Consider the following 25,472-nt stretch of genomic DNA (forward strand, 5'->3'; position numbering starts at 1 on the left):
CTTACTCGGTCGCGGCGCCGCCGCCCTGCCACTGGCTGATCCGGAAGATGACGAACTCGGCGGGCTTCACCGGGGCGACGCCGACCTCGACGATGAGCTTGCCCTCGTCCACCGACGACGGCGGGTTGTTGCTCTCGTCGCACAGCACGTAGAACGCCTGCTCCGGGGTCGCCCCGACCAGCGCACCCTGGCTCCACAGGCCTCGCAGGAACGAGGTGATGTTGCGCTTGACCCGCTGCCACAGATCGAAGTCGTTCGGTTCGAACACCGCCCACTGGGTGCCGCGCCGGATCGACTCCTCGATGAAGTTGAACAGCCGCCGCACGTTGACGTACCGCCAGCTCGGGTCGGTCTTGGCGAGCGTGCGCGCCCCCCATATCTTGGTGCCGTAGCTGCCGAACGACCGGATGCAGTTGACCCCGTCCGGGTTGAGCAGATCCTGCTCGCCGCTGGTCACATCGGTCTCCAGCCGGACCGCGCCGCGCAGCGCCTCGTTGGCCGGTGCCTTCCACACGCCGCGGGCGCCGTCGGTGCGCGCCCACACCCCGGCCACATGCCCGGACGGGGGCACGGTGAGGTACAGCTCGCCGTTGGTGGCGCCAGGCCGGGCGAGCGGATTGCTGATCACCACGTTGGGGTAGTACAGCGCGGCGAACGCGCTGTCGCGGGCCAGACGGCCCCGCCATTCCAGCGCCCGGGTGGCGTTCAGGCCGGGCGGCGTGTCCAGGATCGCCATCCGGGTGTGACTGGCCTCGCAGTAGTCGAGCAGCTGCTGCTGCGCGGCGAGGAACATCTCCTCGTCGACCGTGCCGTCGCCGCGGGTGGCCACGGTGATCAGGTCCGGGATGGCGACCATCGTGACGTTCTCGGCGATGGCCAGACCCTGGTAGCCGGTGCGTTCACTCTCGGAGCCGACCAGGTCGGCGGGGGTGACGGCCTTGGTGGACACCGGCGGCGCCTGAAGCGGGTACCGGCCGGCTGCGGGGGCCCGTTCGGCCAGTGACGCACCTTGCAACGGCTGCACCTCGATGCGCAGGAACTGGGACCGCTCATTGACCGTACGTTCGACCGCGCGGGTGCTGCGGCCGCTGAACTGCAGCCCGCCCAGTTCCTCGCGCAGCGTCCCGTCCTCGAAGACGCGCAGCGTGTATTCGCCGCCGCCCTCCGCGCCCTCGGCTCCTTCGGCGGGCGGGGGCGGCGGGACGACTTCCACCTCCAGCCGGGCACCGGGGTTCAGCGCGGAGAACCGCAGGCTGGGGACCTCTGGATTGTCGGCGGCGGCCACGGTCAGCGTCGGCCGGGCGCCGCCGCCGTCGTCACCGCGGGCACCCGGCACCCGGCAGATGTACGCGGCACTGCCGCCGTTCTCGAAGAATCCGCGTACGGCGTGCGGGAGCATCGCGCCGCGCACGAACCCGCCGTACACCCGCTCGTACTGGGGCCAGCTCGTCACCAGTTGGGGTTTCACCCCGGCCGGGTCGGTGGGGTCGCCCTGTTCGCTGTCGTAGCGTTCGGTGAAACCCACGAACGCGGCCACGGCCGTACCCACCCCCTCGATGGGCATGGAGCCGCTGGGTTGCTCCTCGATGTAGACGCCCGGTGCTCCATACGACGCGGCCATGCTGGCACCCCTTCGTCAGGCCTGCACCGCGCTGGTGAGCAGCGCGGGATCACAATCGGATTCGTAGAATTCGCCGTAGTGCAACGGCGGGAAGACACGCATGCGCGGCCGGCGCGACGAGCAGGCCACCACCTTCACCGCCGGGAACCGGTGGACGATGACACTCACCAGGTCACCGGTGCCGTGCTTGTCGAGATCGAGCACGATCACGTCCGGCAGGGCCTCGAGCAGCCGCGCGAGCACGTCCGTACCCGCGGTGTCGATCAGCTCGATGCCGTCGGTGCGCAAGATGTCCTCCAGGCCGAGGCGGTGCAGGGCGCTGAAGTCCCCCATGAGGACCCGCGTCATCGCCTCACCTCCACGGTCGCGCCGACCTCAGCGTGCGCCGCCCCCGTACGGGGGAGAAAGGTGCGCCGGTGCAGCCGAAGGTGCAGCCGGGCCCCGGGCACCTTGCCGCGGGCCGGTGGCGGCCCCGATGCTGGGTCGGGGGTCGCCGGTGAAGCTGTCCACGCGCGAGAAGCCACTGACCGACGCGCACGACGGGTCGGTGCACCGGCTGGCGCCCGCCGCTGGGGCCGCACTGTCCGACACGCAACGGAACCCGGCACACGACCCGGGGATCGACCGGGGAACCGCGGGGTCCGGCGCGGGTCCGGGGGCAACGCTCGTGGCCCGAGCCGCGGACGCCGGACCGGACGCGGCGGCCCCGCCGCGTACCCCGGAGCCCGCGGCCGGAAACGCCGCGATCGCGCGGCTGGCGACCGGCCGCGCGCCACATCCCGTGCCGCTCGGGGCGCTCGCGTCGGGTGGCGCCCGCGCGCTGCGGCACCTGCAACCGAAGCTGACCGTGAGCCGGCCGGGCGACCGGTTCGAACGCGAGGCCGACGCGGTCGCCGCCCAGGTCGGACTCGGCCCGGCCGCCGAGGCGGTGGCCGGGCGCGCGCCGGGACTGTCCCGGCTGGCCACCCCGGCCGCGGACGCCGGGGATCCCGCCGCGGACGCCCCGCAGGGGCTGAACGCCCTGCTGAGCGACCCCGGACCGGGATCGCCGATCCCGCCGGACGTACGGGCGCGCGTGGAGTCGCATCTGCGGTTCGACCTGGGCGGGGTGCAGGTCCACTCGTCCGACCGGGCGGCGGCGGGGGCGGCGCAGCTCAACGCGCGGGCGTTCACCACGGGCGGGCACATCTTCCTGGGCGCCGGGGAGTCCGCGAGCGACCTGACACTGATGGCGCACGAGGCCACCCACGTGGTGCAGCAGCAGTCGGTCGGGGTGTACCGGCTCGGCCTGCAACGCGACTCCGACAGCCTGCTGCCGGACTGGGCGCTCGCGCCGCTGCGCTCGGCCGTGCACGCCATTCCCGGCTACGACATGCTCACGGTCGTCGCCGCGTACGACCCGATCGCCAACCGTACGGTCGAACGCACCCCGGAGAACCTGGTCCGCGGCGTGCTCGGCCTGGTGCCGTTCGGCGGGGTGGTCGCGGCGAAGCTGCAGGAACTGGGGGTGCTGCAGGACGCGTACAAGATGATCGACAGTGGGCTGTCGGCGCACAACCTGACGCTGGCCCGGTTCCAGCACGAGGTCGACCAGGCGTGGTCAGAGATCAGCGTGACCAAGGGCATCGACGGCAACACGGCCGTGGTCACCAGACACGTCGACGGGCTGTACAACGATGCGCTCGGGTTCGTGCGGGGCATCATCGACGCGGTCGTGCAACTGATCCGCGACGCCGCGGCCGGGGTCGCGGAGAAGTACCTGGTCGGCACGCCGGTGTGGGACCTGACGAAGAAGGTGCTGCACACCGACCCGTTGCGCGGCACCCCGGTGAACGCCCCGACCGTGGAGATCCTCGCGGACTTCCTCAAGCTGATCGGCAAGCAGGACGCGCTCGCCCAGATGCAGGAACGCGGCACCCTGCAGAAAACCGCGGACTGGCTGGACCTGCAGGTCCCCCGCTTCCTGGGGCTGATCAACGAGCTGGTGGCGCTGTTCCAGGCGGGCTGGAACGCCATCCAGCCGGAGAACGTCGCGAACCTGGCCGACAATCTGGGCAAGCTGGCCCGCGACGCGATCGCTCTGGTGCAGAAGATCGGGGCATTCGCGTACGACGTGATCGGCACGGTGCTGAGCCTGATCAAGGACGCGCTGCTGGAGTGGCTGAGCCGGCACGCGCACCAGACGCGGGGCTTCAAACTGCTCACCGTGATCATCGGGATGGATCCGTTCACGGGTGCGCCGGTGCCGCGCTCCGCGGAGAACCTGATCGGCGGGTTCATCACGCTGCTGCCCAACGGGGAGGCCACGTACCAGAAGCTCGCCGAGGCCGGGGTGATCGCGGACGCCGCCGCGCAGATCGAGGGCGCGATGGCGCGGCTCGGCATCTCCGCCGACATGATCAAGAACACGTTCCTCGGGGTGTGGAACATGCTCACGCTGGAGGACCTGCTCAACCCGATCGGTGCGTTCCTGCGGGTGCTGGACAAGTTCGGTGAGCCGCTGGGGCGCATCGTCGCGTTCGTCGGCGAGGTGCTCAAGGTCGTCGTCACCCTGATCCTCAAGCTGATGAACTTCCCGTCCGAGCTGCTGGGCAGCATCGTGGCCAACGCGATGTCGGCGATCGAGGACATCAAACGCGACCCGGTGGCGTTCTTCCTCAACCTGTTGCAGGCGCTCAAGACGGGCCTGTTCGGGTTCCTCGACAAGGTGCTGACGTACCTGTTGAACGGCCTGGCCGACTGGCTGTTCCGCGGCCTGGAGAAGATCGGCATCCACAAGCCGCCCGACCTGTCGCTGAAGTCCATCCTGACCCTGGTCCTGCAGGTGCTCGGCATCACCACCGAGATGTTGTGGCAGAAGCTGGGCAAACAGATCGGCGAGGAGAACGTCAAGAAGATCCGCGCCGGCCTCGACATGGCCGGTGAGGCGTTCGCGTTCATCAAGGACGTCGAGGAGAACGGCGTCGGCGCGATCTGGAAGTACGTCGAGAAGCAGCTCGGCAACCTGTGGGACACGCTGCTGAAGATCGTCATGGACTGGATCACGAAGGAGATCATCGAGAAGGCCACCGCCAAGCTGCTGTCCATGCTGGACCCAACCGGCATCATGGCCGTGGTCAACAGCACAATCGCGTTCTTCAAGGCGGTGCAGTCGGTCATCGACTACATTCGCGAGATCCTGCAGATCATCAACGACTACGTGTCCACGCTGGCCGCGATCGCCAAGGGCGACATCCAGGCCGGTGCGGCGAAGGTCGAGAAAGGACTCGCCAACGCGGTACCGGTGGCCATCGGGTTCCTGGCGAATCAAGCCGGCCTGGGCAGCGTCCCGGAGGAACTGGCGGAACACGTCAAGGAACTGCAGAAGGTGATCGACGAGGCGGTCGAATGGCTGTTCGCGCAGGCCAAGTCGCTGGGCCAGGCCGCGTTGAACGCGATCACCGGCGGCGGCTCCCCCGGCCAGCCGGCCGAACCCGGCGCGCCGGCGGCGGCAGGGGCGGACGGGCCGATCGTGCCCACCGGCAAGACGCCGTTCTCGATGGACGGCATGGGGCACACCGTATGGTTCGAGACCGCGGGCGGCAAGTCTCAGCTGTTCATGGCGTCGTCGCCCGGCTGGCTCAAGGGCAAGCTCGACAAGGCGATGAAGGATCCCGCGTTTCCCTCCGACGGCCTGTCCGAGGGCAAGAAGCTGTCCGACGCCATGGGCAAGCTGGAGGATGAGATCCCCGGGCAGGAGACCGCGTACCAGAGCGGCACCAAGGAGATCAGAAGCGAGTGTTTCGGCGGCGAGTTCCTGACCAAGGCGGCCTACCGGCAGAAGGTGACCGATCAGGTATCCGCGTGGCGGACCCAGCTCGAAACCGCGGGCACCACGCTGCACCTCAAGGACCTGGAGAACCTCGGCCACCGCTCCCGGTACGTCGAAGGCGACGCGATCTCGCAGGGCTACCGCGGCTATCCACTGTGGCGCGACACGTTCTACGGCGACTGGGCCTCCGGGGTGCGGCAGAAGTTCGAGACCGCGGCGTTCCAGGAAGGGCTGGACTACTGGCGCGGCCTCAACCCCGGAGCGGTCATCCCCTCGGGCTTCGACCTGTACCGGTGCAAGGACTGCGGCGAGTACTTCTCCTCACGCGGCCGGGTCGAGGGCTACGAGGTGCGGCAGTGGACCCTGGACCACAAGAAGCCGGTTGTCGAGCACTTCCAGGACTCCGGGCTCACCATGGTGCAGACCGAGCGGGAAACCTGGTACAACCTGGAGTCCAACCTCGAAGGGCTCTGCCGCAACTGCAACCACGAGTCGCTGCGCGTCGAGAAATGGACGGCCACGCGCCGGTTCCGCGGCCCCTCGGACGCCCCGCCGGACCCGTCCGACAACACGTGAGGCCGCACGAGTCCTACCCTCGAGGTACGTGGCGATCAGAGGGAGTGACATCGTGGAGATCACGCATCTGGCGCAGGTGATCTCGGCAGCCTTCCAGGAGGGTGCCGAGATGATCGCACGAGGACGGTTGTCTCCGGCATCGGACGCGGCGATGCGTTCCCTGCGGGAGATCCTGGCCATGGCGCCGGAAGAGCCCGTGCGCACCGAAGACCTGGCGATCCGCCTGCGGGACCTGTCGGAGTCCGATCAGCGGACGGCACTCGTCCTGGCGACGCTGGTGCTGGCGGAGATCGATCCCGGCGCGACGCCGGACACACGGCACCCGGTGCCGGACGCGGGTGGCATCGGTGACAACGACCGGCTGGTCGTGGGCCACGGTGCGGGGCAGCACGACATCGACGCGATCCGGCAACTGTCGCGCGTGGATGAGCAGGTCACCCGGACGGCGGAAGCGCCGGACGAGGACGAGAGGGTCAGCCTCGTCCTCGCCAGCCGTTCCGCGGGGCACACCGACGTGCTCGTGCCGGTCGTGGAGCAGATGCTCGCCGACTGCGAACGCACGCTGGGGCCGGACCACACCGCAACCGTCACCACCCGGACGACGCTCGCGCACCTGCACCACTCGCAAGGCCGCGTCACGGAAGCGATCGAGGCGATGCAACGGGTCGTCGCCGACCGTCGGCGGACACAGGGGACGGAGCACCCCGACACCCGCGCCGCCGAATCGGTGTTGGCGCAGTGGCGGCGCAGCAACTGACCCGGCACCCACGTCAAGCGGGCGGACCGAATGTCCGCCCGCCACGCCCGTCAATATGTTGGCGAAATGGTGAACACATCAGAAACAGTCGAACACAGAATCAAGGTGTACGGCGGCCTGCCCTGACCAACGCACCCGGAGGGAACGGAGCTCCACACGTAACCCGCCGGGGCTCCGAGGACATGCAGATTCGCAACCCAGTATCCGCCGGCACAGGCGACGCCGACATCGCAGACATAGACCGTGCCGGACACGGGAGACACCAGACAGTTGGTACAGCTCTGCGTCGGCGCCTCGTTGACCTCGGTCGACTCCTTCCAGAGCTCCGCGGTGGTGATCAACGCGCCCATGCTCTGCGCCGGCCCGGTGGCCGTACAGACAACCTGGGTGTTGTAAGCGACGGTGGCGCTGGCCAAGGTGTGGTCGACGTAGTGGGCGACATAGTCCCAGGCCCAGTTCGCCCGGCAGCCGCCGCCGGGCGGGCTGTCCAGAGAACTCGGTCCGGCGGTGCCGGGCCGCGCGTGCAGCTGCAGGTGTCCGAGCGGCCTGCTCCCCTTGCCGCTCACGTGGCGGACGCTGGTCTGCGGACCGCTGTCGGAGCCGACCGCGGTGGGGTTCCCGGCGAATGCCGGCGTAGCCGAACTCAATCCGATGAACAGTGCGCACACGGCTACGAAGAACGATCTGGCCTTCACGCTTCTCCGACCTCCCCGATGTCGCTGCAGAACGGGGACGGGTACCGGAACCACCGGTCGATTCTGATCACTATCGACAACAATCACCCATGCCATCGGCGCAGAATTGACATGGGTGGTGAACCTGCTGCCGCCCCCGTCGCAGACATTGGTCGATATGACTTCAAGCGGAGCATTGCACCGCTTCAACGTGATCACAATCGCACACCCGGGACACGGCACATGAATTGTGGGATATCGGCAATACCGCGGACCATGACCCGGTGAGACCGCCCGAGGAAAGCGAGAACCGATGACCCATCCTGGGCAGGGCTTCTCCGCACGGCTGGAGGCCGGCCGCGGAGGCGGCGCCTTCGTGATACTGCCCGAGCACGTCGTCGCCGCGCTGGGCGGCAAGAGCCGCGTACGGGTGACCGGCACGCTCAACGGTGTCGACTTCGCCAGCTCCACGATGGGGATGGGTGAGGGCAAGGTGTGCCTGGGGGTGCACAAGGCCACCCGGGAGGCCGCCGGAGTCGCCATCGGGGACGAGATCACACTGCGGGTCGGGCGTGACGACCGGCCGCGGGAGCTGACCGTACCCGAAGACCTGGTCGCCGCGCTCGCGGGTGACGATGCCGCCGCAGCCGCGTTCGACCGGTTGTCGTTCACCCACCGCCGCGAGTATGTCGAGTGGATCACCGGCGCGAAGCGGGCCGAGACGCGCACCCGACGCGTGACCCAGACCCTGGAGCGACTCCGAGCTCGATGAGTCTTCGGAGGCTACCGGCCCGGTCGGCCGTGCCGAGTCCAGGCGATGAACCGGTCGAAGACGTCGCCGAGCGGCCCTTCGGGGCGGTCGCCGCAATAGTCCTCGAGGTAAATCCACATCAACATCGCAAGGCTTGCGCCGCCGCCGGTGTCGGCCGCCAGATAGTCACGGGCCAGGGCGCAGGGCCACGGCTTCGCACATGCGGTGCAATCCCACGACGGCCGGTCCGGCCGGTGCGCGGCGGTCACCGGGCCAGCCTGCGGATGCGCTCGTACGCTGCAAGGCGTTCGGCGTCCTGCTGGACGGCCGCCGCGATCAGCGCCGCTCGTGCGCGGGCCTTGCGCGTCCACGGCAATCGCTTCGACAGCCACATCGACACACCTCCGCCATTTGATCGGGAACGCGGCGGGCCAGGTCGCAAGACGTTCGGGCGGACCCACCCGCCTACGTCTCCGATCGTCGCGAAGCGATCACCCGCATGGGAGTACGGCGGCGTCCGCGCATCTGTCCGCAACGCCGGGAACTGTCCGCCGAATGTGCGGACAGGAATCAGGCCGCCGGACCGGTTGCCTCGCTGGCTTCCCGGGCGGTGTCGACGAGCCACATCGGAGCACCCGCACGCCCGGCGCGGCGCTCCGCCCGGCGCAGGATCCGCGGAACCCGGGCCGACCCTGCCACGGAGGATCGCTCGATCAACTGCTCAGCCACCTCCCCCGCATCGCGCCACGCCCCCACATCGACGAGGTCCGACACCAGCCACGCTCGGTACAGTGCCTGGTCACGGCCCTGACCAGCGGACAGCTCACGCACGGAAAGCTCCGACGCGGCCACCGCGCCACGACCGTCGCCGACCGCGGAGCGGATCCGCGCCTCGTGGACCGCCAGTTCGGCCGTGTGCAGCCACCACGACCAGGCGGGATCAGACGGCCCGACGCCGCCGGCAAGCTCGCCTCGGGCGCGATCCAACTCGGCGAGCGCCCGCGTGCCATCGCCGAGCTGACCCAGCGCCCGGGCACGCCGTACGCGCATCATGCCGACGACCCGCCGCGACCGGGGACGTTCGGCGATCACCTGATCGGCGAGGTCCAACGCCTCGGTGCCCCGTTCGAGATAGGTGGCCTGCATGGACAGATGCGAGAGGAGGAAACGTTGCATGCTGCTGTCGCCGGCCATGCGGGCCACCAGCAGCGCCTCGTTCGCGATCTCCCGCGAGACGTCCTGTTGTTCGCTGTCGTAAGCGAGCCACGCCGCGACCTCACCGACCTCGGCGATGACCGCCTGCAGGTCGCTGCGCGCCGTCGGGGCGGCACCGGCGGTCGCGAGTCTGCGATGGGCGTTGCGGAACGCGCGGACGGCGGTTGCGTGAAGGCTTTCGGACCCGTGCAGCGTATCCAGCGCCACCAGGTGCTGCACGGTCTCGTGAAGGTGCCGCACGTCTTCGTCGGTCAAGGGCTGGTCGGCCGGTGCGACAGGCAGCGAGAGCGCCCGCACGGGTGCCGGTTCGGGCTGGGGTACCGCGAGTTGCACCAGGCTTACGCCGGCGTCGAGTGCGGCGTCGAGGCGCCGCGCCACCGCGAGATTCGGCACCCTGCGTCCCGTCTCAAGGTCGTGCACGTAGGACTTGCCGTGGTGCGACAGCGTGGCGAGGTCGCGCACGGACAGGCCGCGGCGTTGGCGCAGCAGGCGCAGGCGCGCGCCGAAACTGGTGGGCCCCGAGGTCATCGGCTCCACATCCTGAGGAAATCCGGGCCGAGTTGTAGAGCCGAGTCTATCCAGCCGGACGACCTTGCCGAAGTCCCGCAGGGTGCCCAGCCGGCGGGTTACTCGTCGCGTGCGGCCTTCTCCAGCCATTCCAGGTACCACTGGCCGAAGGTCACGCGGGAACCGTCCGGGTGGGTCAGCGGGCTCAGATCGCAATCCTCGGCCCGCCCGTCGTCCCACATGTTGCCCCGTTCCGGGCCCGTCACCACGAGCCACTGGGTCCACCCGCACCCGTGATGGCACAGGCAGATCGCACCGACGGTACGGGCGTCATCCCAGAACAGGTCGAGTCGCTGGTCCGACCATGCCGAGCGTGCGTCCTCGAAACCCTCCGTGGTGGCGAAATCCTCCTCGTTCGGAAAGAGATCGTCGTGATCGTCCAGGTCCTGGGCGCGCGGGTGGTGGACCGGGAACGGAAGGGCCAGCGTATTCAGGTCCGTCCTGGCCGCGCCGTCACCGTTCCAGCCCCATCGCCCATCGAGGCCGCGACGCAGCGGGAAGACGCCGTACGCGGGTCCTGCCCCACCGCGGCCGACAGTCCGGAGAAAGCCTTGATACTCCTCGGGCAGCTCGATGCCGAGTTGTTCCTGCACGTTGGTCAGCTCCGCCGGGGTCAGCGGGGGCTCCAGGACGAAGCCGTGGCTGCCGCCGCCGAAAACGCCGCTGGGCTGCGGTGCGCGGGCGAGCCGCTGCACCCGGTCGCGTACGCCGGTCCAATCGATCATCCGCAGCAGGATAGTCGCCCGTGACCAGGCACGTCTGACGTTTCAGGGCGCCGGTACGCCGTACCGTGACGCTTCCTGACCTCGGCGCGTGCGCGGGGTCACAAGCCCCCGGAATTGCTCAGTCAGGTTGCCTGAGCCCCCGATAAGCCAGCCGGTAGCGGCTGGGGGTGGATTCGATGGAGGGCAGCGCGACCGGCGCCGAGGAGCTGTCGGCCGCCATGTTGGCCCTGGAGGACCACACCGCCGCGGATCTCGAGGCCGGACACGCCGCCGCGACAGAGCTCGAACGGCAGGCCGAGGCCTTGGGCGACGAGTACCTCGTCGCCCGCGCCCGCCTCATCCGCGCCAACCTGCTCCGCAAAACCGGCGACCTGCCGGGCGCGGCACGGCAGCTCAGCGACGTCCAACCCTGGGTCCTCGAGCACGGCGACCGCCGCCTGCAGGCCCGCACCTACCAGGCCTGGGCGAACGTCGAGCGACTGTCCGGCGACACGGCCAAGTTCCTGGAGCATTCGCTGAGCGCGGTCGAGCTGCTCGACGAGACCGCCGCCCCGTACATGCAGGTCTGGTACCGCTCCACACTGGCCGATGCGCTGGCTGACAACGGCGACCTGGACGCGGCGCGGCCGCGCTTCCGCCAGTCCGAGGCACTGGCCCGGGAGTTGGGGCAGTGGGAGCTGCTCATCATGGTGCTGAACAACTGGGCCTGTTCCGAATACGAGGCCGGCCTCTTCCCGCAGGCCCGCGAGATCGCCCACCGGATGCAGGAGCTGTCCACCGCGCGCGGTCTGGACCTCAACCCGGGGATGCTGGACACGATCGGCGCGATCCAGATCGAGAACGGCGAATACGCCCAGGCCGAGCAGACGATGCTGGTGTGTATCGCCCGGCACGAGGCCGGCGACAGCGACCACGCCGGCCAGCTGGCCGAGTACCGGCTCAACCTGGCCCGCGCCCAGCGCGGCCTCGGCGCCGTCGGCAGGGCACAGGTGAGCCTGGACGCCGCCCGGACGCTGTGCGTCGACCGTGAGCTGCACGCGTTCCTGGTCCGGGTGCACCAGGAACAGGCCGAACTGCACGCCGCACGCGGGGCGTACGCCGAGGCGTTCGCCGCGCAGAAGACGTTCGTCGCGGCTCGCGAGGAACTGCTCGCCCGCCAGCAGCAGGCGCAGGCGCTGACCCGGCATGCCCAGTTCGAGACCGCCGAAGCCCGCGACCAGGCCCAACGGTTCCGGGAGCAGGCCCGCCGCGACCCGCTGACCGGGCTGCGCAACCGCCGCTACGTCGACGAGGAACTGGCCGCCCTCATCGCCGCCGACCCGGACCTGAGCATCGCCATCGTCGACATCGACCACTTCAAACGGATCAACGACACACTGTCCCACGACGTCGGCGACCAGGTACTCGTCCGAGTCGCCAAGCTCCTCGACACCGAACTCACCGCCATGGTCCCGGACGGGTTCGCCGCCCGCCTCGGTGGCGAGGAATTCCTGCTGGCACTGCCGCTCACACCAGTCGCGGCGGCCAGCGCGAAACTCGACACCCTGCGGCAGGCCATCAGCGGACACGGCTGGCACGACATCACCAACGGCCTACCCGTCACGGTCAGCATCGGCGTCGCCGGAGTCAACGAGGCATCCCCGCGCAGCCAGTCCGCCGTGCTGGCCATCGCGGACCGCAACCTGTACGCCGCGAAACGCGCCGGGCGCGACCGCGTCGTGACCGGAACAGAACCCGAACCCCGACGCCGCGCCTACCGCGACCGCGCCGCGCCCTGAACCTCTGCCGCCCGAGCAGGGTGGCCAGGCCGAGCTCAGCGGCCGGTACCGAACTGCTAGCATTGCTAGCACGCGATGAGGGGAGGCACGGCCATGGCCGCCATCAGCATCCGAGACCTGGACGACTCCGTCAAAGAGAAGCTGCGCCTGCGCGCCGCCCGGCACGGTCGCTCGATGGAGGCGGAGGCTCGCGCCATCCTGACCGAAGCCGTCACCGACGAACGTCCGCGGACCGACCTGTTCAGCGCGCTCACCGAGCGGTTCGCGCGCCTCGGCGGAGTCGACCTTGACCTCCCGGCCCGGTCCCACGCGGTCCGCGCGGCGGATCTCCCGGAATGATCGTCCTCGACACCAACGTCGTTTCGGAACTCATGCGCGCCGCACCGGCTCCAGCCGTTCTTGAGTGGCTACGACGCCACCAGGACGACGGCCTGTGCACCACGGCGATCACCGTTGCGGAGGTCCGCCACGGCGTCGCCCGGCTGCCCGATAGTCGACGCCGCGACTCCCTGCATCAGGCCGCCACCGAGATCTTCGCCGCGTTCCCCCACCAGGTACTCCCCTTCGACCTCGCCGCCGCCAACGCCTATGCCGACGTCGTCGCCGGCCGCGAACGCCTCGGCAGGACGATCGACGGCTTCGACGCCCAGATCGCCGCTGTCTGCCGCGTGCATGCGGCCGCCCTCGCCACTCGTAACACCAAGGACTTCAAGGACACGGGAATCGCGATCGTCGACCCCTGGCGCGTGGGCGCCGGCTGAGCGCCGCCATTGCTCACGGGTGGTCGGCGACGTCGATCCCATACCCGTACGAACAGGTTCAGATGGTCGGCATGCCGGCTGCGGTCCGTACCGTGATGGTCTCGGTGGGTGGGCCGGCGGCGGCGCGCAGCGCCGCGTCGAGGGTGACCGTCACGACCAGGTCCAGGCCGGGTTTGAGCTGGCCGCCCAGCGCGGACCAGAAGTCGGAGTTCTCGCTGCCGTCGCCGCTGCGCAGTCGCAGGCTCGGCAGCGGCCGCACCGCGCCGAACACCCCCTGCAGGTGCTCGGACGCGATGACCGGGTGCAGCAGGACCGCGGACAGAACGTCGCCGAGCAGCGAGTGCTCGTCGCGGACCTCGCTGGTCCACGCGGTCACCAGGTACCGGCAGTCGACGCGCGGCAGCGGGTCGCGGCGGAAGCGGCGCCCGTCGGCCTCCTCCACGACGACCTCGCCGAAGTCGCGTTCGGCCAGGTTGGGCCGCACATCCCACAGGTAGAGGTCCACGGTGGGCCGGGTCGACAGCGCCGCCGACCACTCGTTGTCGGGCGCGTCGAACGCCACGTCGACGTCGCGGGCGGGCAGCGGCACCTCGGCGCGCAGGAACGCCTCCAGCGTCTCATCGAGCAGGTGCAGCATCGGCGTCTCGATTCACCAGATCGAAGTAGCGGTCGAACTCCTTCTCGGTGCGCAGCCGCCCGAGCTTCTGGAATTCGCGCTTCATGGACAGCACGGCGTGGCGCATCGTGATGGGGCTGTCCTCGGCGGCGGCCAGGAACGCCGCACCCAGCGCCGCGTTGCTGATCACCCCGCCGGTGACCTTGAACTGCCGGGCCAGGAAGTCCAGGTCCAGGTCGCCGAGCGGGGCGGTGGGCGGGAAGGCGCGGGCCCAGATGGCGCGCCGCTGCGGCTCCTCCGGCGCGACGAAGTCGATGGCGACCGAGATCCGGCGCAGGAACGCCGCGTCGATGTTGCGTTGCAGGTTCGTGGCGAGCACGACCAGCCCGTCGTACGTCTCCAGCCGTTGCAGCAGGTATGCCACCTCGATGTTGGCGTACCGGTCGTGGGCGTCGCTGACCTCGGAACGCTTGCCGAACAGGGCGTCGGCCTCGTCGAAGAACAGGACGAGGTCACCGGCGGCGGCCGCGCCGAAGATGCGTTCCAGGTTCTTCTCGGTCTCCCCGATGTACTTGCTGACCACGGCGGACAGGTCCACTTTGTACAGGTCGAGGCCCAGCTCGCCCGCGACCACCTCGGCGGCGAGTGTCTTTCCCGTACCGGAGGGTCCGGCGAACAGCGCGACCACCCCGGTGGAGGGCACGGGGCTGAACTGCCACCGGCCGTACACGGTGTCGCGGCCGCGGTGGCGGGCGGACAGCTCGTGCAGCTGGCCGGTCTCGTCCGGCGGCAGGATCAGGTCGTCCCAGCCGCGGCGGGGGCGGATGCGTACGGCGACGCCGTCGAGGTGGCCCCCGGCGAGCCGGCGCACCGCCGGGGCGACCTGGCCGGAGTCGGCGGCGGCCGCGGCGGCGACCAGGCGCAGTTGCTCGCGGCTGAGCCGGTACGCCGGGTCGGGCGAGCGGCCCAGCGCCTGCTGCCAGTCGTCGACGTCGGCCTCGCCGTCGCCGACCCGGATCTCCTGCCACGGCCGGTCCGGGACGGCTTCCAGGGGCTGCTCCCCGGTGGACGACAGCACCCAGTCGAGGTGGGCGGCGCGGGTGACCGCGTCGCGGGCGGCGGCGCTCGGCGGCGCGGCGGTTTCGAGGACGACGACCAGGTTGCCGATGGTGGCCTCACGGACCACCGCCTCCCAGCCCGCGGCGGTCTCCGGTGGCGGGCAGACGAGCCGTCCGGCGCCGGGCCAGCGGCCGCGGACGGCGCGCAGCCGGCTCTCCCGGTCGCCGCCGTGCACCAGCAGCAGCCCGCCGGGGCGTTGCGGCGAGTCGCCGGGCACGCGCATCGTGCCGGGCGGCAGCGCGGGGTCGGCGGACGTGTCGCCGCGTAGGTGCCAGAGGAGCCGGGCGGCGGGCTCAACGGCCAGGGTGGCCCACGGGCCGTCGCCGCCGAGCCGGGCCAGCGCGGCGCGGCGCAGCCCGGCATCGGGTGCCAGGGCCCGCTCGGCCGGGTGGCCTGGGTCGTCCCCGAAGATCTGCGCGAGCGTCGCCAGCGTGAGCCGGGGCAGTTGCACCGAGTCCTGCAGGTAGGCGACCAGCCGCTGGCGGGCGGGCGACAGCTCGACCGCGACGACGAGCGCGAGCACCTCGGCCTCGGCGACGCTCAGGTGCGCGGCGCGGGCCACGGCGGCCATCCGCGAGGAGCCGGTGTGCGCGGCCCGGAACGCCTCGCGGGCGCGCCCGACCACGATCGCCGAGCCGGCACGGACCGCGGCGACCCGGGCGGGCCCGGGGCCGTCGAGGCCGGGCAGGCCGGCAAGCACCCGCTCGACCTCCTCGTCGCCGACGTACAGGCCGGCGAAGTCGCGGGGCGGGCGGCCCTCGGCGAGCCGGCAGATCAGCGCCTCGCGCTGCAGCAGCGTGTCGGCCAGGGTGATCCAGGGCTCCACGGGCACGGCCATGTCCGGTCAGATCACGCCTTCGCGGGTGGCGACCGCAACGGCCTGTGCCCGCGTCCGGCAGTTCAGTTTCGTGAGCACGTCGTGCACCACGTTCTTGACCGTACGTTCGGAGAAGCACAGGTCCTCGGCGATGCCGCGGGTGTCCAGGCCGTCGGCGAGCAGCCGCAGCACGGAACGCTCGCGCGAGTTGAGCCCGGCCGGGCCGAGGTGGGAGGTCTGGGTGACGTGCAGCAGCAGACGGGCGAGCATGTCGCCGGGCAGTGCGACCGTGCCGGCGACGACCGCGCGGACCGTGGCGATCAGCGTGTCGGGGGTCAGGGTGCCGTGCGGCAGGACTGCGCCGACGCCCGCGTCGACCAGTTCCCGCACAGCCTGCTCGCTGACGTCGCGGACCGTGGCGACCAGCCGGGTGGTGCGGCCCTCGGCGAGCCGGACCGCGCGGCGCAGGGCGGTGGAACCGTACTCGAAGACGAGAATGTCGAGGTCGGCGACGACCGGAACGGGGGCGAGGGTGGCGCTTTCGCCGCGCACGACGAAATCGGCTTGTTGCAGGCAGGCGGCCATTCCGCGACGGACGATGGCATGACTGTCGTCGATCCACACCGTAGGCGGCCGTTGCGCGAGCATCATTCCCCCTGGCGAGCGGCGCGAGCCCCCCTCGACCGCCCGCCCATGATGCTCCCAGGAAGTCGATCAGAACAATAGCTCTTTCGGGCTTTGTCGCCGGTCCGACTTAGCCGCTGTTTTGGCTGTTCGAGAAGGGCAGAATGGATCGCGCTTTGCACGGTGGATCGAGGGTTCTAGGCTCAGGACATGCCCAGGTACTCCGCGGAACAGATCTACGGTTTCGCTCGCCGCGCCGGCTTCTCGCCGGACGAGGCGGCGACCATGACCGCGATCGCGCTCGCCGAGTCCGGCGGGAACAGCCGCTCGCACAACCCGCACGGTGAGGACTCGCGCGGCCTCTGGCAGATCAACGGCCGGGCCCACCCGAGCTTCCTGACCAAGTACGACCTGTACAACCCGCAGGACAACGCGAAGGCGGCGTTCGAGGTGTCGCGGCACGGCCACGACATCTCCCCCTGGACCGTGACGCACGGCGGCCTGAGCTCCCGTTACCTGCGGCACAAGGACGAGGCGCAGGCCGCGGCGGTCGCGTACGGCGACGGGTCGGGCCGGGGCATGTGGACCGGCACGGCGGGTTACGGGGACCACGTGTCGGCGTCGCTGGGCGACGGGCCGGCCGGGGTGCCGGTGCACGACGTCGCGGGCGCCGTCGCGGGCACGGACCCTGGTGGCGCGGGGGGCGACGATGCCGCGCTGGAAACGCTGTTGCGGGTGGCCAAAGCCCAAATCGGAGATCGTTACGTGTTCGGCGCCGAGGTCAAGTTGAGCGATCCGGATCCTTCCGTATTCGATTGCTCGGAATTCACCCAATGGGCGGCTTATCAGGCCGGGGTGCGAATCCCCGACGGCGCCACGGCACAATATCTTGATCTTAAAGAGAAAGGTCTGCTGATTCCGGTCGAGAAAGCGAAGGACACCCCGGGTGCCCTGCTGTTCTCGTTCGACCGGGAGCCGCGGGCCGGCGACGGCCGCACCCCGGGCGCGCACGTGGCCATCAGCCTCGGCGACGGCAAGATCGTGGAGGCCGCCAACCGGCGCGCCGGGGTGCGCGAAAGCACCGCGGGCCACCGCTTCGAGTACGCCGCGGTGCTGCCCGGGATCTCCGACGGCAGCGCGACCCCGCTCGCCGAGCCGACGGCGCCCGAGCTGGGTGTGCCGCCGCTGACCACGGAGCAGCCCGCGCCGCTGCCCGACCTGGGCGGCCCGGACAGCGACCACGACGGGCTCAGCGACGCCCTGGAACGCCGGTACGGCCTCGACCCGATGCGCGCCGACACCGACGGCGACAACCTCACCGACGCGCAGGAACTCGTCACGTACGGGACCGACGGCCGCAAGGCCGACACCGACGGCGACCAGCTCAACGACGCGTTCGAGCTGGCCCAGGGGCTGGACCCGCGCTCGCCCGACACCGACCACGACGGTCACCTCGACGGCAGTCTCGCCCCGTCGCGGACCGACACCGACATGGACGGACTCGACGACGCGCTGGAACGGGTGCTCGGCCTCGACCCGCGGCTCAGCGACTCCGATGGGGACGGTTTCAGCGACGGCCTGGAGTACCACTCCGGCAGCAACCCGCTCGACCCGCACGACAACCCGTTGATGCATCACCCCGGCGACCTGCCCGGCGCCGAGGGCGACGACCCCGGCGCGATGCCCGCGGCCGGCCACCCCGGCACCGGGCCCGCGCTCGGCCAGACCCAGCTGCTGGGCGGCCGGATGACCGGCACCCCGCTCGACGACGCCCACGACCTGCCCTGACGAGCCCGGGTGCGATGATCATGGACGTGGAGGTGGTCCTTCCGGCCGAGCCGGTGACGCTCGCGCCCGGTGCCGCCACCCGGGTGCCCGTGCAGCTGCGCAACCCGCTGGGCCCCGACCTCGAGGTGACCGTGTCGGTGACCCGCGGGCGCGCGGGCGAATGGGCGACGGTCGAACCCGCCACCGTGGCCGTCGCCGCCGGCGCCACCGCGACCGTCGACGTCGTCCTGCAGCCGCCCGCGGATCAGCCGCCCAGCGCCGCCCTGGTGCCGTTCACGGTGCAGGCGGCGGCCGGGGGCGCCCCGGCCGGGTACGCCACCGGGCTGCTCAGCGTGGCCCTTCCCGTACCCGTGGTCGGGGAACTGGTGGCGCGTGCCGGGGAGCCGCACGCGTTCGACCTGCGGCTGGCCAACGACAGCGCGCGGCCCGCCGCGATCCGGCTGGAGGCGAAGCTGGACCCGCCGGCGGGCAGCGTCCACGCCGAACCGGGTGCCGCCCTGCTCGACCCGGGCGCGGCCGTCACCGTGGTGGTGCGAGCCCGGCCCACGCGGCCGCTGTTCGGGGCGCCCCAGCCGTACGCGGTGCTCGTGTCCGTCACGGACGCCCACGACCCGCAGCGAGCGCCGCTGTTCACCGCGACCGGCACCGGCCGCCGCCGCCCGCGCGTGTCGCCCCTGACCGCGGGCATCGCCGCGCTGGTGCTCGCCGCGGCGGGCACCGCGGCGGTCGCGGTCTCCGGGGTACGGCTGCCGATGCCCGGCCGGGCCCGCACCGCCGTGCCCGCCGCCCCGCCCACGGTGACCCCGGTCGTGGTGGGGCGGCCGTTCGCGCTCGTGGACGTGTTCCCGCACCGGGGCGCCGACGGCGGCCGCGCCGCCGCCGAGGCCGAACGCTCCCGGCTCGCCGCCGCCGGGATGCCGGTGCGGCTGGTCGACAGCCTGGCCTCCGACCAGCTGGCCGACGAGGGCGCAGGTTTCTGGGTGCTGCTGCAGGACGGCTTCGCGACCCCCGCGGCGGCAGCCGCCTACTGCACCCAGTGGCGCTCCCTGGCACCGAAATGCACCGTGACCTCATGAGCCGCCTCACGAACCGCCGGTCTGTCGGTGCCCCCGCGCGCCGCGGGCCTCTATGGTCTGGGGCGTGGTGATGCAGTACGGCTTGGGTGTCGACCTCGGCACCACTCAGACCGCGGCCGCGGTGCGCGTCGACGACCAGGTCGAGGTCCTGCGGCTGGGCGGACGGCGCGCGGAGATCCCGTCGCTGGTCTTCGTGAAGCCGGACGGCGGGCTGCTCATCGGCGACGCCGCGGAACGGCGCGGCCAGGCCGAGCCGGCCCGGCTCGCCCGCGAGTTCAAGCGGCGCATCGGCGACCCCGTGCCGATCCTGGTCGGGGGCGTGCCGTTCTCGGCGCACGCGCTGACCGCCAAGCTGCTGCGCCACGTGCTCGACGCCGCCACGCAACTGCAGGACGCGCCGCCCGCGGTGGTGACCGTGACCCATCCGGCGAACTGGGGGCCGTACAAGCGGGAGCAGCTCGACCAGGCCATCCGGCTCGCCGACGCGGGCCCGGTGCTGCTGCGTACCGAGCCGGAGGCGGCCGCGCTGCAGCACGCCACGGCCCGGCGCATCGCCCCCGGCGAGACCGTCGCCGTGTACGACCTGGGCGGCGGCACGTTCGACGCGGCCGTGCTGCGCCGCGTCGGCGACGACTTCGTGCTGCTCGGCGAGCCCGAGGGCATCGAGCAGCTCGGCGGCGCCGACTTCGACGAGGCGGTGTTCGGGCACGTACTGGAGGTGCTCGGCAGCAAGGCGGAGGGCCTCGACCCGAACGACCCGGAGGTGGTCACCGCGCTGGCCCGGCTGCGCCGCGACTGCGTGGAGGCCAAGGAGGCGCTGTCGTTCGACACCGAGGTGATGATCCCGGTGGCGTTGCCCGGGCTGCACACCCGGATCCGGCTCAACCGCTCGGAGCTGGAAGCGATGATCGCGCCGTCGCTCGAGGACACCGTGGCCGCGATGCAGCGCGCGCTGCGTTCCGCGCAGGTCGCACCGGACGGCCTCAGCGCCGTCCTGCTGGCGGGCGGGTCGTCGCGGATCCCGATGGTCGCCCAGTTGCTGTCCAGCGCGTTCGAGCGGCCGGTGGTCGCCGACCCGCACCCCGAGCACAGCATCGCGATGGGCGCGGCGGTCGCCACCGCGTCGGTGACGGGCGGGGCGTCCCCGCTGGCGGTGTCGGGGCCCCCGCTCGCCGGCGGATCGGCCGCTGCCGCATCCGGCACGCCGGTCGTTACCGGGCCGCCGGTCGTTACCGGGCCGCCGGTCGTTACCGGGCCGCCGGTCGTTTCCGGGGCGCCGGTCGTGCCGGGGGCGGGTCAGTCCGGCGAGGACACCACGCTGGTGAGCCCGCCGCCGGGCAACGGCGACGACACCACGCTGGTCAGCCCGGGACCCGTCTCCGGGTCCGGCGGTGGAACGGGAGCCCCCGGCGCCGGAACGCCGGTCACGTTCAGCCGCGGGGCCGCGTCCGTCCCGGGTAGCGCCGAGGCGGCCACCACCGCAGTTTTCGGCGCGCCCGGGGAAGTCATGGGGCCGGGCGGCGGCGGCCGGGCCGGGCTGTCGAGGCACCCGAGCGGCCCGACCGCGGCCTGGTCCCCGACCGCGGTGCCCAACCCGTTCATGCCGGGCGCGGTGGTCCCCGCTCAGCCCGGCGTCCGGGGCCCGCGGACGAAACTGCTCGTGACGGCCGGCGCGGTCGTGGTGGCGCTGCTGGCAGGCGGAACCGCCACGGCCATCGCTCTCAGCCGCGACGGCAGCCGTGACCACCCGTCGAGCGCCGGAGCGGCGACGTCGGGTGCGGCCGCGCCGCCGTTCCCGACCGACACGATGTTGATCCGGGTGGACACCGGTGGCGACGACCGGCCGAGCCGCAAATCCGGCGTCTACCAGCTCACCCCCGGCAGCGCCGCCCGCACGAAGATCGTCGACACGGGTGCGGACGCGCTGCCCGAGTGGTCCCACAACCGCAAACGGCTCGCCATCACCCGCAATCTCGGCGACACCAATGAGATCTGGGTGATGAACGCCGACGGCAGCGACCAGCAGAAGGTCATCGGCGACGTCACCGGCGGCCGGGCGGCGTGGTCGGCCGACGACACGAAGCTCGCGTTCATCCGCAAGGTCGGTGGCGTACCGCAGATGTTCGTCATCACGGTCGGCAAGAACGACGCGCGCCAGATCACCCACGCCGACGCGAACAAGGACGACCCGGCTTGGTCCCCGGACGGCGCCTCCATCGCGTACTGGGTGGAGCGCGACGGTGTCCGGCAGATCTACGCGCTGTCCGTCGCCGACCCCCGGGAGCCCGGGCGCCCCATCACCTCCGGTGACGCGGGACCGGCGGTCGATCCGGCGTGGACGCCGGACGGCTCGAAGATCGCGTACACCCGCCTGACCGGCAAGGACGTCTCCGACATCTGGGTGGTCGACGCGGACGGCAGCAATGCACATCAGCTCACCCGCGATCCGGCCCGCGAGATGGACCCCACGTGGGCGCCCGACGGTACGTGGCTGGCGTTCACCCGCGGTGAGCTGAACCGGCCCCGGATCACGATCATCAAGGCCGACGGCTCGCAGGAGCAGACGCTGACGCCCGCGGACGCCCGCGAGGGCCATCCCTGCTGGTCCTGACGTCACCGGGCCGGGCTCACCGGGGCGCGGGACCGGACCGCCGTCGTGCCGGAACCGCGACACAGCTGACGATCACGGCCGCCGCCCGGTGACGCGGCGTGATCACGGCGGGCTGATGGTGGCGAGGATTCCCTCGCAGCTGCGGGCCGTCGCCCGCGCCGCGGTGCGCAGCTCGCGCGGCGAGAACGGGTGCTCCGCCGCGGCCTGCCAGCGGGCCAGGGCGGCGGTCGCCGCCGCCGCGATCCGCTCCGGCGGGGCGTCCGCGGGCAACCCCAGACGCTGGTACGGCGCGCCGCCCGCCCCGCCCAGCAACAGGTCCATCTCGGCCAGCTGCTCCTCGGCGCCGGGCAACCGCCCCGAACGCAGCAGATGCAGCAGCCGCAGCTCGACGAACTCGTGCGCGCTGGCCCGGATCCGCTCCGCCTCGGCGGCCAGCCCGTCGGCGCGCCGGCCGGTGAGGCACTCGTCGAGCACCGCCAGCGCGGAACGGGCCTTGAGCACCTCGCTGCGCCCCACGAACTGCGCGGCGAACACGTCGCGCAGCCGGTCGATGCCGCTGTGTTCGGTCAGCGCGCGGGCCAGGTCGGCGGAGTCGCGGACCGCGCCCTCGCGGACCAGACGCACGGACAGCCGTACGCCGAACAGCCCCAGCCGGGCCAGCACCGCCGCCCGCGCCGTCCCCGAGCCGGCGAACCGGTCCGCGGTCAGCAGCAGCTCCACGACCTGCTCCATCGGCTCCTCGGCGACCGCGGCGAGGAGCCGGAACTCCTCCTCCCGCAACGTCGCCCCGGCCGCGCCGAGCAGGCCCGCCACCGGCACGACGACCGGGCACAGGCGGCGCAGCCGCTCGTCGTGGGCGTATCGGTCCGCCACGCGCGCGGCGGCGGCCATCGCGTCCAGGCGGCAGCCGCCGATCTCGTCGGCGCGCGAGAGCACCCCGACCGCGTTGACCGGGGTGCCGCTGGACAGGCCGTCGCCGTGGAACGACTCCAGGAAACGGACGTCGCTGCCGTGCATGTGGCGCAGCAGGTAGATCACGGCGTCGGTCTGGGCGGCCCGCTCCCCCTCGGCCTCCAGGAACGCCATCGTGCGCAGCGACACGTCCGTGGACAGCGACGCGATGCCGGGCGTGTCGATGAGCGTGTGCCGGCGCAGCCGGGCGCTGGGCACCCGTACCTCCAGGTGGTCGACCTGCTCGGCGGGGCGGCCCAGGTCGATGCGGACGGCGCCGTTGACCCGGCGGAACGGGCGCTGCTCGGCGCTGCCGTCGGTGAGATGGGCGGTCACCTCGTACGTGCGCCCGTCGGCGTACCAGGTGACGATGCGGGTGCACTCGCCCGCGTCGGTCGGCGCCAGCTCCTCCCCGACCAGCGCGTTGAGCAGCGTGGACTTTCCGGCCTTGACCTTTCCCGCGATGGCGACGCGGAGCGGCTCGTCGACGCGCCGCCGGGCGTCGGCCAGCCGGGCCCGCAGCGTCGGGTCGGTCAGCTCCACCTGCGCCCGGTCCAGCAACGTCCGCACTTGGTCCAGCAGGGTCAGGCTGAGCGGACCGGTCATGCCCTCGTGGCCCTCGCTGCGCTCGGTGCGCTCGGTCATGACGGGCGGACCGGTCATGACGGACCCAGGCGGTCGAGTCGGCGGCGCTGCTCGGCGAGGGCGTCGGCGCGGCGGGCCCGCGCGTCGTCGGGCAGGGCGGCGGTCCGGCGCACCGCCGCGGCGGCCGCCGCGGCGGACCGTTCGATGGCCTGCGCCCGCGCGGCGAACTCGTCTCGCAGGAACCGCTGGGTACGCCGGACCGCCTCGCGCGAGTCCCGTCCGACGTGGAACGTGACGTCGTCGACGTACCGTCGCAGTTCCGCCTTGGCCTGCAGCCGGCGCTGCTGGGCCTGCCGGTCCCGCTCCGCCTTCATCAGCCGCCGCCCCAGCGTCATCCCGGCGAGCAGGCCCAGCGGCGCGGCCAGCGCCACGTTGAACAGCGCGCCCAGTGCCCCCAGCATGTAGAAGCCGCCGTAGGTGACCCGAGCCGCGGTGAACGCGCCGAGGAACTGCTGGATGCCGGACTTCTGGAAGCTGATGTCCAGCTCGCCGACCTTGCGCAGGGCCAGCTCGGGCGCGGGCAGGTCGACGTCGAGGCTGTCGTACTCGATGTCGAAACGCTCGGCCACGTCGCGGGCGAGCTGCTCGGTGCGGCCGACCAGCAGCATCAGGTTGTCCACCGCCGCGGCGGTGGCCTCGCGCGCCGCCCACGCCTGGAAGTCGCGCCAGGTGTCGCGGGGATCGGTCTCGTCGAGCAGTTCCTCGCCGCGGCGCACCATGAGCCGCAGCCGTTCCCGCAGGTCGTGGTCGACGTCGGCGGCCAGGTCCTGGATGCCGTCGCTGAGCACGGTCTGCCAGGTGCCGCCGCTGAGCCATGCGCTGCGCCGGCTGCGTTCGGTGTAGCGGCGCTCCAGCTTGGCGGCGTCGGCGGGGGCGGCGGCCGCCTGCTGCTCGGCGGCCACCCGTTCGCGCAGTTGCGCCACCACGAACGCCAGTTCGGCGCGGGCCGCGGCGAGCGCGTCCGAGCGGGCGGCGCCGAGCACGTCGTTGTGCAGCAGCTCGACCAGGCGCGGAAAGCCGGACTCGGTGTTCAGTGCGGTGCTGTCGCGGGCCTGGGCGCGCATGCGCAGGAACGACGAGACCGCCACGATGGGTACGTCCAGCCCGGCGCGTTGCAGGTGGCCCTCGTCGATCTCGACGATGCGGCGCCATTCGGCGTACAGGTCGGTCTTCGTGACGATGCAGAAGACCTGGGGGCAGCGTTCCTTGACCCGTCGCAGGAAGTCCACCTCGGGGGCCGTGAGTTCCTGCGCCGCGTCCGTGACGAACAGCGCCGCGGCGGCCAGCGGCAGTGTGGACAGGGTGAGGTTGCCCTGGGCGGAGTCGAGGCCGCCGACGCCGGGGGTGTCGATGAAGGAGAGGCCCGCGCCGAGCAGGCGCCGGTCCAGCCGTACCTCGACGCTGCGCGGCGGCTCGTCGTCAGGCCCCGCGCCGGCGCCCTCGGTGACGTGGCGCCGCAACTGGTCGAACGGGACCGGCACCGTGGTCGGTGCGCCGTCCGGGCCGGGCACCTGGAGGTGGACCGCGGGCGGGCGGCCGTAGCGCACTATGGTCGGCACGGCGGTGACGACGTCGGAGTCGACCGGGCAGATGTCCGTACGCAGCAGCGCGTTCACCAGGGTGCTCTTGCCCTGTTTGAACTCGCCGACCACGGCAACGGTCACGTCGTCGGCGCCCAGCCGGCGTGCCGCCCGGGCCAGCCGCTCGGCCAGGTCGGGCCGGTCCGCCTCGGCGGCCAGCCGCTGGGCATCGGAGAACTCGGCGAGCAGGTCGGCGACCGCCGCGCCGCGCCGCCCTGCCATGGGCGTCACCGTGGCCAACCGCTCCCCCAAGATCCGTCGACGCGGCTCTGCACAGACCCTACGCGCCCGGAGTGACGGCTGACCAGCGAGTGACGGAAGGACGATCACCGCGGCGCCGGACCCGGAACAGTACGGTCACCCGCAGCGAGCAGCCAGGCCATGGTCGCCCGGTGGCACCGGCCGTAGA

Annotated in this window: 21 protein-coding genes; 9 read left to right on the top strand and 12 right to left on the bottom strand. The window is 71.9% G+C overall.

Annotated elements, in window-relative coordinates:
• Position 1 precedes the first annotated feature (1 nt).
• Complete coding sequence (locus tag ACMCNK_RS07435; RefSeq protein ID WP_412735645.1) at positions 2-1,621, bottom strand: phage tail sheath family protein; 1,620 nt, start codon at positions 1,619-1,621, stop codon at positions 2-4.
• A gap of 15 nt (positions 1,622-1,636) precedes the next feature.
• Positions 1,637-1,969, bottom strand: coding sequence for a hypothetical protein (locus ACMCNK_RS07440; protein WP_412735646.1), 333 nt, complete (start codon positions 1,967-1,969; stop codon positions 1,637-1,639).
• Between the two features lie 148 nt (positions 1,970-2,117).
• Here ACMCNK_RS07440 and ACMCNK_RS07445 point away from each other — a divergent pair, with 148 nt between their 5' ends.
• Entirely contained in the window at positions 2,118-6,008 is a 3,891-nt protein-coding gene (locus tag ACMCNK_RS07445; protein WP_412735647.1) for a DUF4157 domain-containing protein, read from the top strand.
• Between the two features lie 52 nt (positions 6,009-6,060).
• Positions 6,061-6,765: a tetratricopeptide repeat protein gene (locus ACMCNK_RS07450; RefSeq protein WP_412735648.1), complete on the top strand. Its 705-nt coding sequence runs from the start codon at positions 6,061-6,063 to the stop codon at positions 6,763-6,765.
• A 50-nt stretch (positions 6,766-6,815) separates the two neighbouring features.
• Here the strand turns inward: ACMCNK_RS07450 and ACMCNK_RS07455 are convergent, their stop codons facing one another.
• Positions 6,816-7,658 carry a hypothetical protein gene (locus ACMCNK_RS07455; RefSeq protein ID WP_412735649.1) on the bottom strand — a complete coding sequence of 281 codons (843 nt, stop codon included), beginning with the start codon at positions 7,656-7,658 and terminating at the stop codon, positions 6,816-6,818.
• A 94-nt stretch (positions 7,659-7,752) separates the two neighbouring features.
• On the opposite strand from ACMCNK_RS07455, the gene ACMCNK_RS07460 reads away from it, so the two are divergent.
• Positions 7,753-8,211, top strand: a complete 459-nt coding sequence (locus ACMCNK_RS07460; protein ID WP_412735650.1) for a YdeI/OmpD-associated family protein — start codon at positions 7,753-7,755, stop codon at positions 8,209-8,211.
• 11 nt (positions 8,212-8,222) lie between these two features.
• Here the strand turns inward: ACMCNK_RS07460 and ACMCNK_RS07465 are convergent, their stop codons facing one another.
• The 4 genes from ACMCNK_RS07465 to ACMCNK_RS07480 all read right to left on the bottom strand — a co-directional run bounded on the left by ACMCNK_RS07465 (position 8,223) and on the right by ACMCNK_RS07480 (position 10,697).
• A complete protein-coding gene (locus ACMCNK_RS07465; RefSeq protein ID WP_412735651.1) occupies positions 8,223-8,459 on the bottom strand; it encodes a hypothetical protein in 237 nt (78 codons plus the stop codon).
• Entirely contained in the window at positions 8,456-8,584 is a 129-nt protein-coding gene (locus ACMCNK_RS07470) for a hypothetical protein (protein WP_412735652.1), read from the bottom strand. Before ACMCNK_RS07470 ends, ACMCNK_RS07465 begins: the two co-directional genes overlap by 4 nt.
• Before the next feature lie 176 nt (positions 8,585-8,760).
• Positions 8,761-10,062, bottom strand: coding sequence for a helix-turn-helix domain-containing protein (locus ACMCNK_RS07475; RefSeq protein ID WP_412735653.1), 1,302 nt, complete (start codon positions 10,060-10,062; stop codon positions 8,761-8,763).
• Positions 10,032-10,697 carry an SMI1/KNR4 family protein gene (locus tag ACMCNK_RS07480; RefSeq protein ID WP_412735654.1) on the bottom strand — a complete coding sequence of 222 codons (666 nt, stop codon included), beginning with the start codon at positions 10,695-10,697 and terminating at the stop codon, positions 10,032-10,034. Before ACMCNK_RS07480 ends, ACMCNK_RS07475 begins: the two co-directional genes overlap by 31 nt.
• Positions 10,698-10,873: 176 nt before the next feature.
• Between ACMCNK_RS07480 and ACMCNK_RS07485 the strand changes: the two genes are divergently transcribed.
• The 3 genes from ACMCNK_RS07485 (at position 10,874) to ACMCNK_RS07495 (ending at position 13,236) form a co-directional block, all read left to right on the top strand.
• Positions 10,874-12,475: a diguanylate cyclase gene (locus ACMCNK_RS07485; protein ID WP_412735655.1), complete on the top strand. Its 1,602-nt coding sequence runs from the start codon at positions 10,874-10,876 to the stop codon at positions 12,473-12,475.
• Between the two features lie 93 nt (positions 12,476-12,568).
• The gene (locus ACMCNK_RS07490) at positions 12,569-12,814 is read left to right on the top strand and encodes a FitA-like ribbon-helix-helix domain-containing protein (protein ID WP_412735656.1); all 246 of its coding nucleotides are present in this window, start codon (positions 12,569-12,571) and stop codon (positions 12,812-12,814) included.
• Complete coding sequence (locus tag ACMCNK_RS07495) at positions 12,811-13,236, top strand: type II toxin-antitoxin system VapC family toxin (protein ID WP_412735657.1); 426 nt, start codon at positions 12,811-12,813, stop codon at positions 13,234-13,236. Before ACMCNK_RS07490 ends, ACMCNK_RS07495 begins: the two co-directional genes overlap by 4 nt.
• 58 nt (positions 13,237-13,294) lie before the next feature.
• Here the strand turns inward: ACMCNK_RS07495 and ACMCNK_RS07500 are convergent, their stop codons facing one another.
• Genes ACMCNK_RS07500 through ACMCNK_RS07510 form a run of 3 tightly spaced genes read right to left on the bottom strand, consistent with a single transcriptional unit; the run spans position 13,295 to position 16,436 of the window.
• Positions 13,295-13,873 (bottom strand): DUF4255 domain-containing protein, encoded by a 579-nt coding sequence (locus ACMCNK_RS07500; RefSeq protein ID WP_412735658.1) that lies wholly within the window; start codon positions 13,871-13,873, stop codon positions 13,295-13,297.
• Positions 13,854-15,809, bottom strand: a complete 1,956-nt coding sequence (locus tag ACMCNK_RS07505) for an ATP-binding protein (protein WP_412735659.1) — start codon at positions 15,807-15,809, stop codon at positions 13,854-13,856. The genes ACMCNK_RS07500 and ACMCNK_RS07505 overlap by 20 nt, the downstream gene beginning before the upstream one ends.
• 6 nt (positions 15,810-15,815) lie before the next feature.
• Positions 15,816-16,436 carry a LuxR C-terminal-related transcriptional regulator gene (locus tag ACMCNK_RS07510; protein ID WP_412735660.1) on the bottom strand — a complete coding sequence of 207 codons (621 nt, stop codon included), beginning with the start codon at positions 16,434-16,436 and terminating at the stop codon, positions 15,816-15,818.
• Positions 16,437-16,622: 186 nt separating this feature from the next.
• On the opposite strand from ACMCNK_RS07510, the gene ACMCNK_RS07515 reads away from it, so the two are divergent.
• From ACMCNK_RS07515 to ACMCNK_RS07525, 3 genes are all read left to right on the top strand, one after another.
• A complete protein-coding gene (locus ACMCNK_RS07515) occupies positions 16,623-18,200 on the top strand; it encodes an NlpC/P60 family protein (protein WP_412735661.1) in 1,578 nt (525 codons plus the stop codon).
• Positions 18,201-18,220: 20 nt separating this feature from the next.
• Positions 18,221-19,276, top strand: a complete 1,056-nt coding sequence (locus ACMCNK_RS07520; protein ID WP_412735662.1) for a hypothetical protein — start codon at positions 18,221-18,223, stop codon at positions 19,274-19,276.
• Positions 19,277-19,346: 70 nt separating this feature from the next.
• A complete protein-coding gene (locus tag ACMCNK_RS07525; protein ID WP_412740776.1) occupies positions 19,347-21,887 on the top strand; it encodes an Hsp70 family protein in 2,541 nt (846 codons plus the stop codon).
• 102 nt (positions 21,888-21,989) lie between these two features.
• On the opposite strand, the gene ACMCNK_RS07530 is transcribed toward ACMCNK_RS07525, so the two are convergent.
• Both ACMCNK_RS07530 and ACMCNK_RS07535 read right to left on the bottom strand, forming a co-directional pair.
• Entirely contained in the window at positions 21,990-23,483 is a 1,494-nt protein-coding gene (locus tag ACMCNK_RS07530) for a dynamin family protein (protein WP_412735663.1), read from the bottom strand.
• Between the two features lie 14 nt (positions 23,484-23,497).
• Positions 23,498-25,285: a dynamin family protein gene (locus ACMCNK_RS07535; RefSeq protein WP_412735664.1), complete on the bottom strand. Its 1,788-nt coding sequence runs from the start codon at positions 25,283-25,285 to the stop codon at positions 23,498-23,500.
• Positions 25,286-25,472: the final 187 nt, after the last annotated feature.

Origin of the sequence: Krasilnikovia sp. MM14-A1259, assembly GCF_047159535.1 — a bacterium.
Lineage (GTDB): Bacteria > Actinomycetota > Actinomycetes > Mycobacteriales > Micromonosporaceae > Actinoplanes.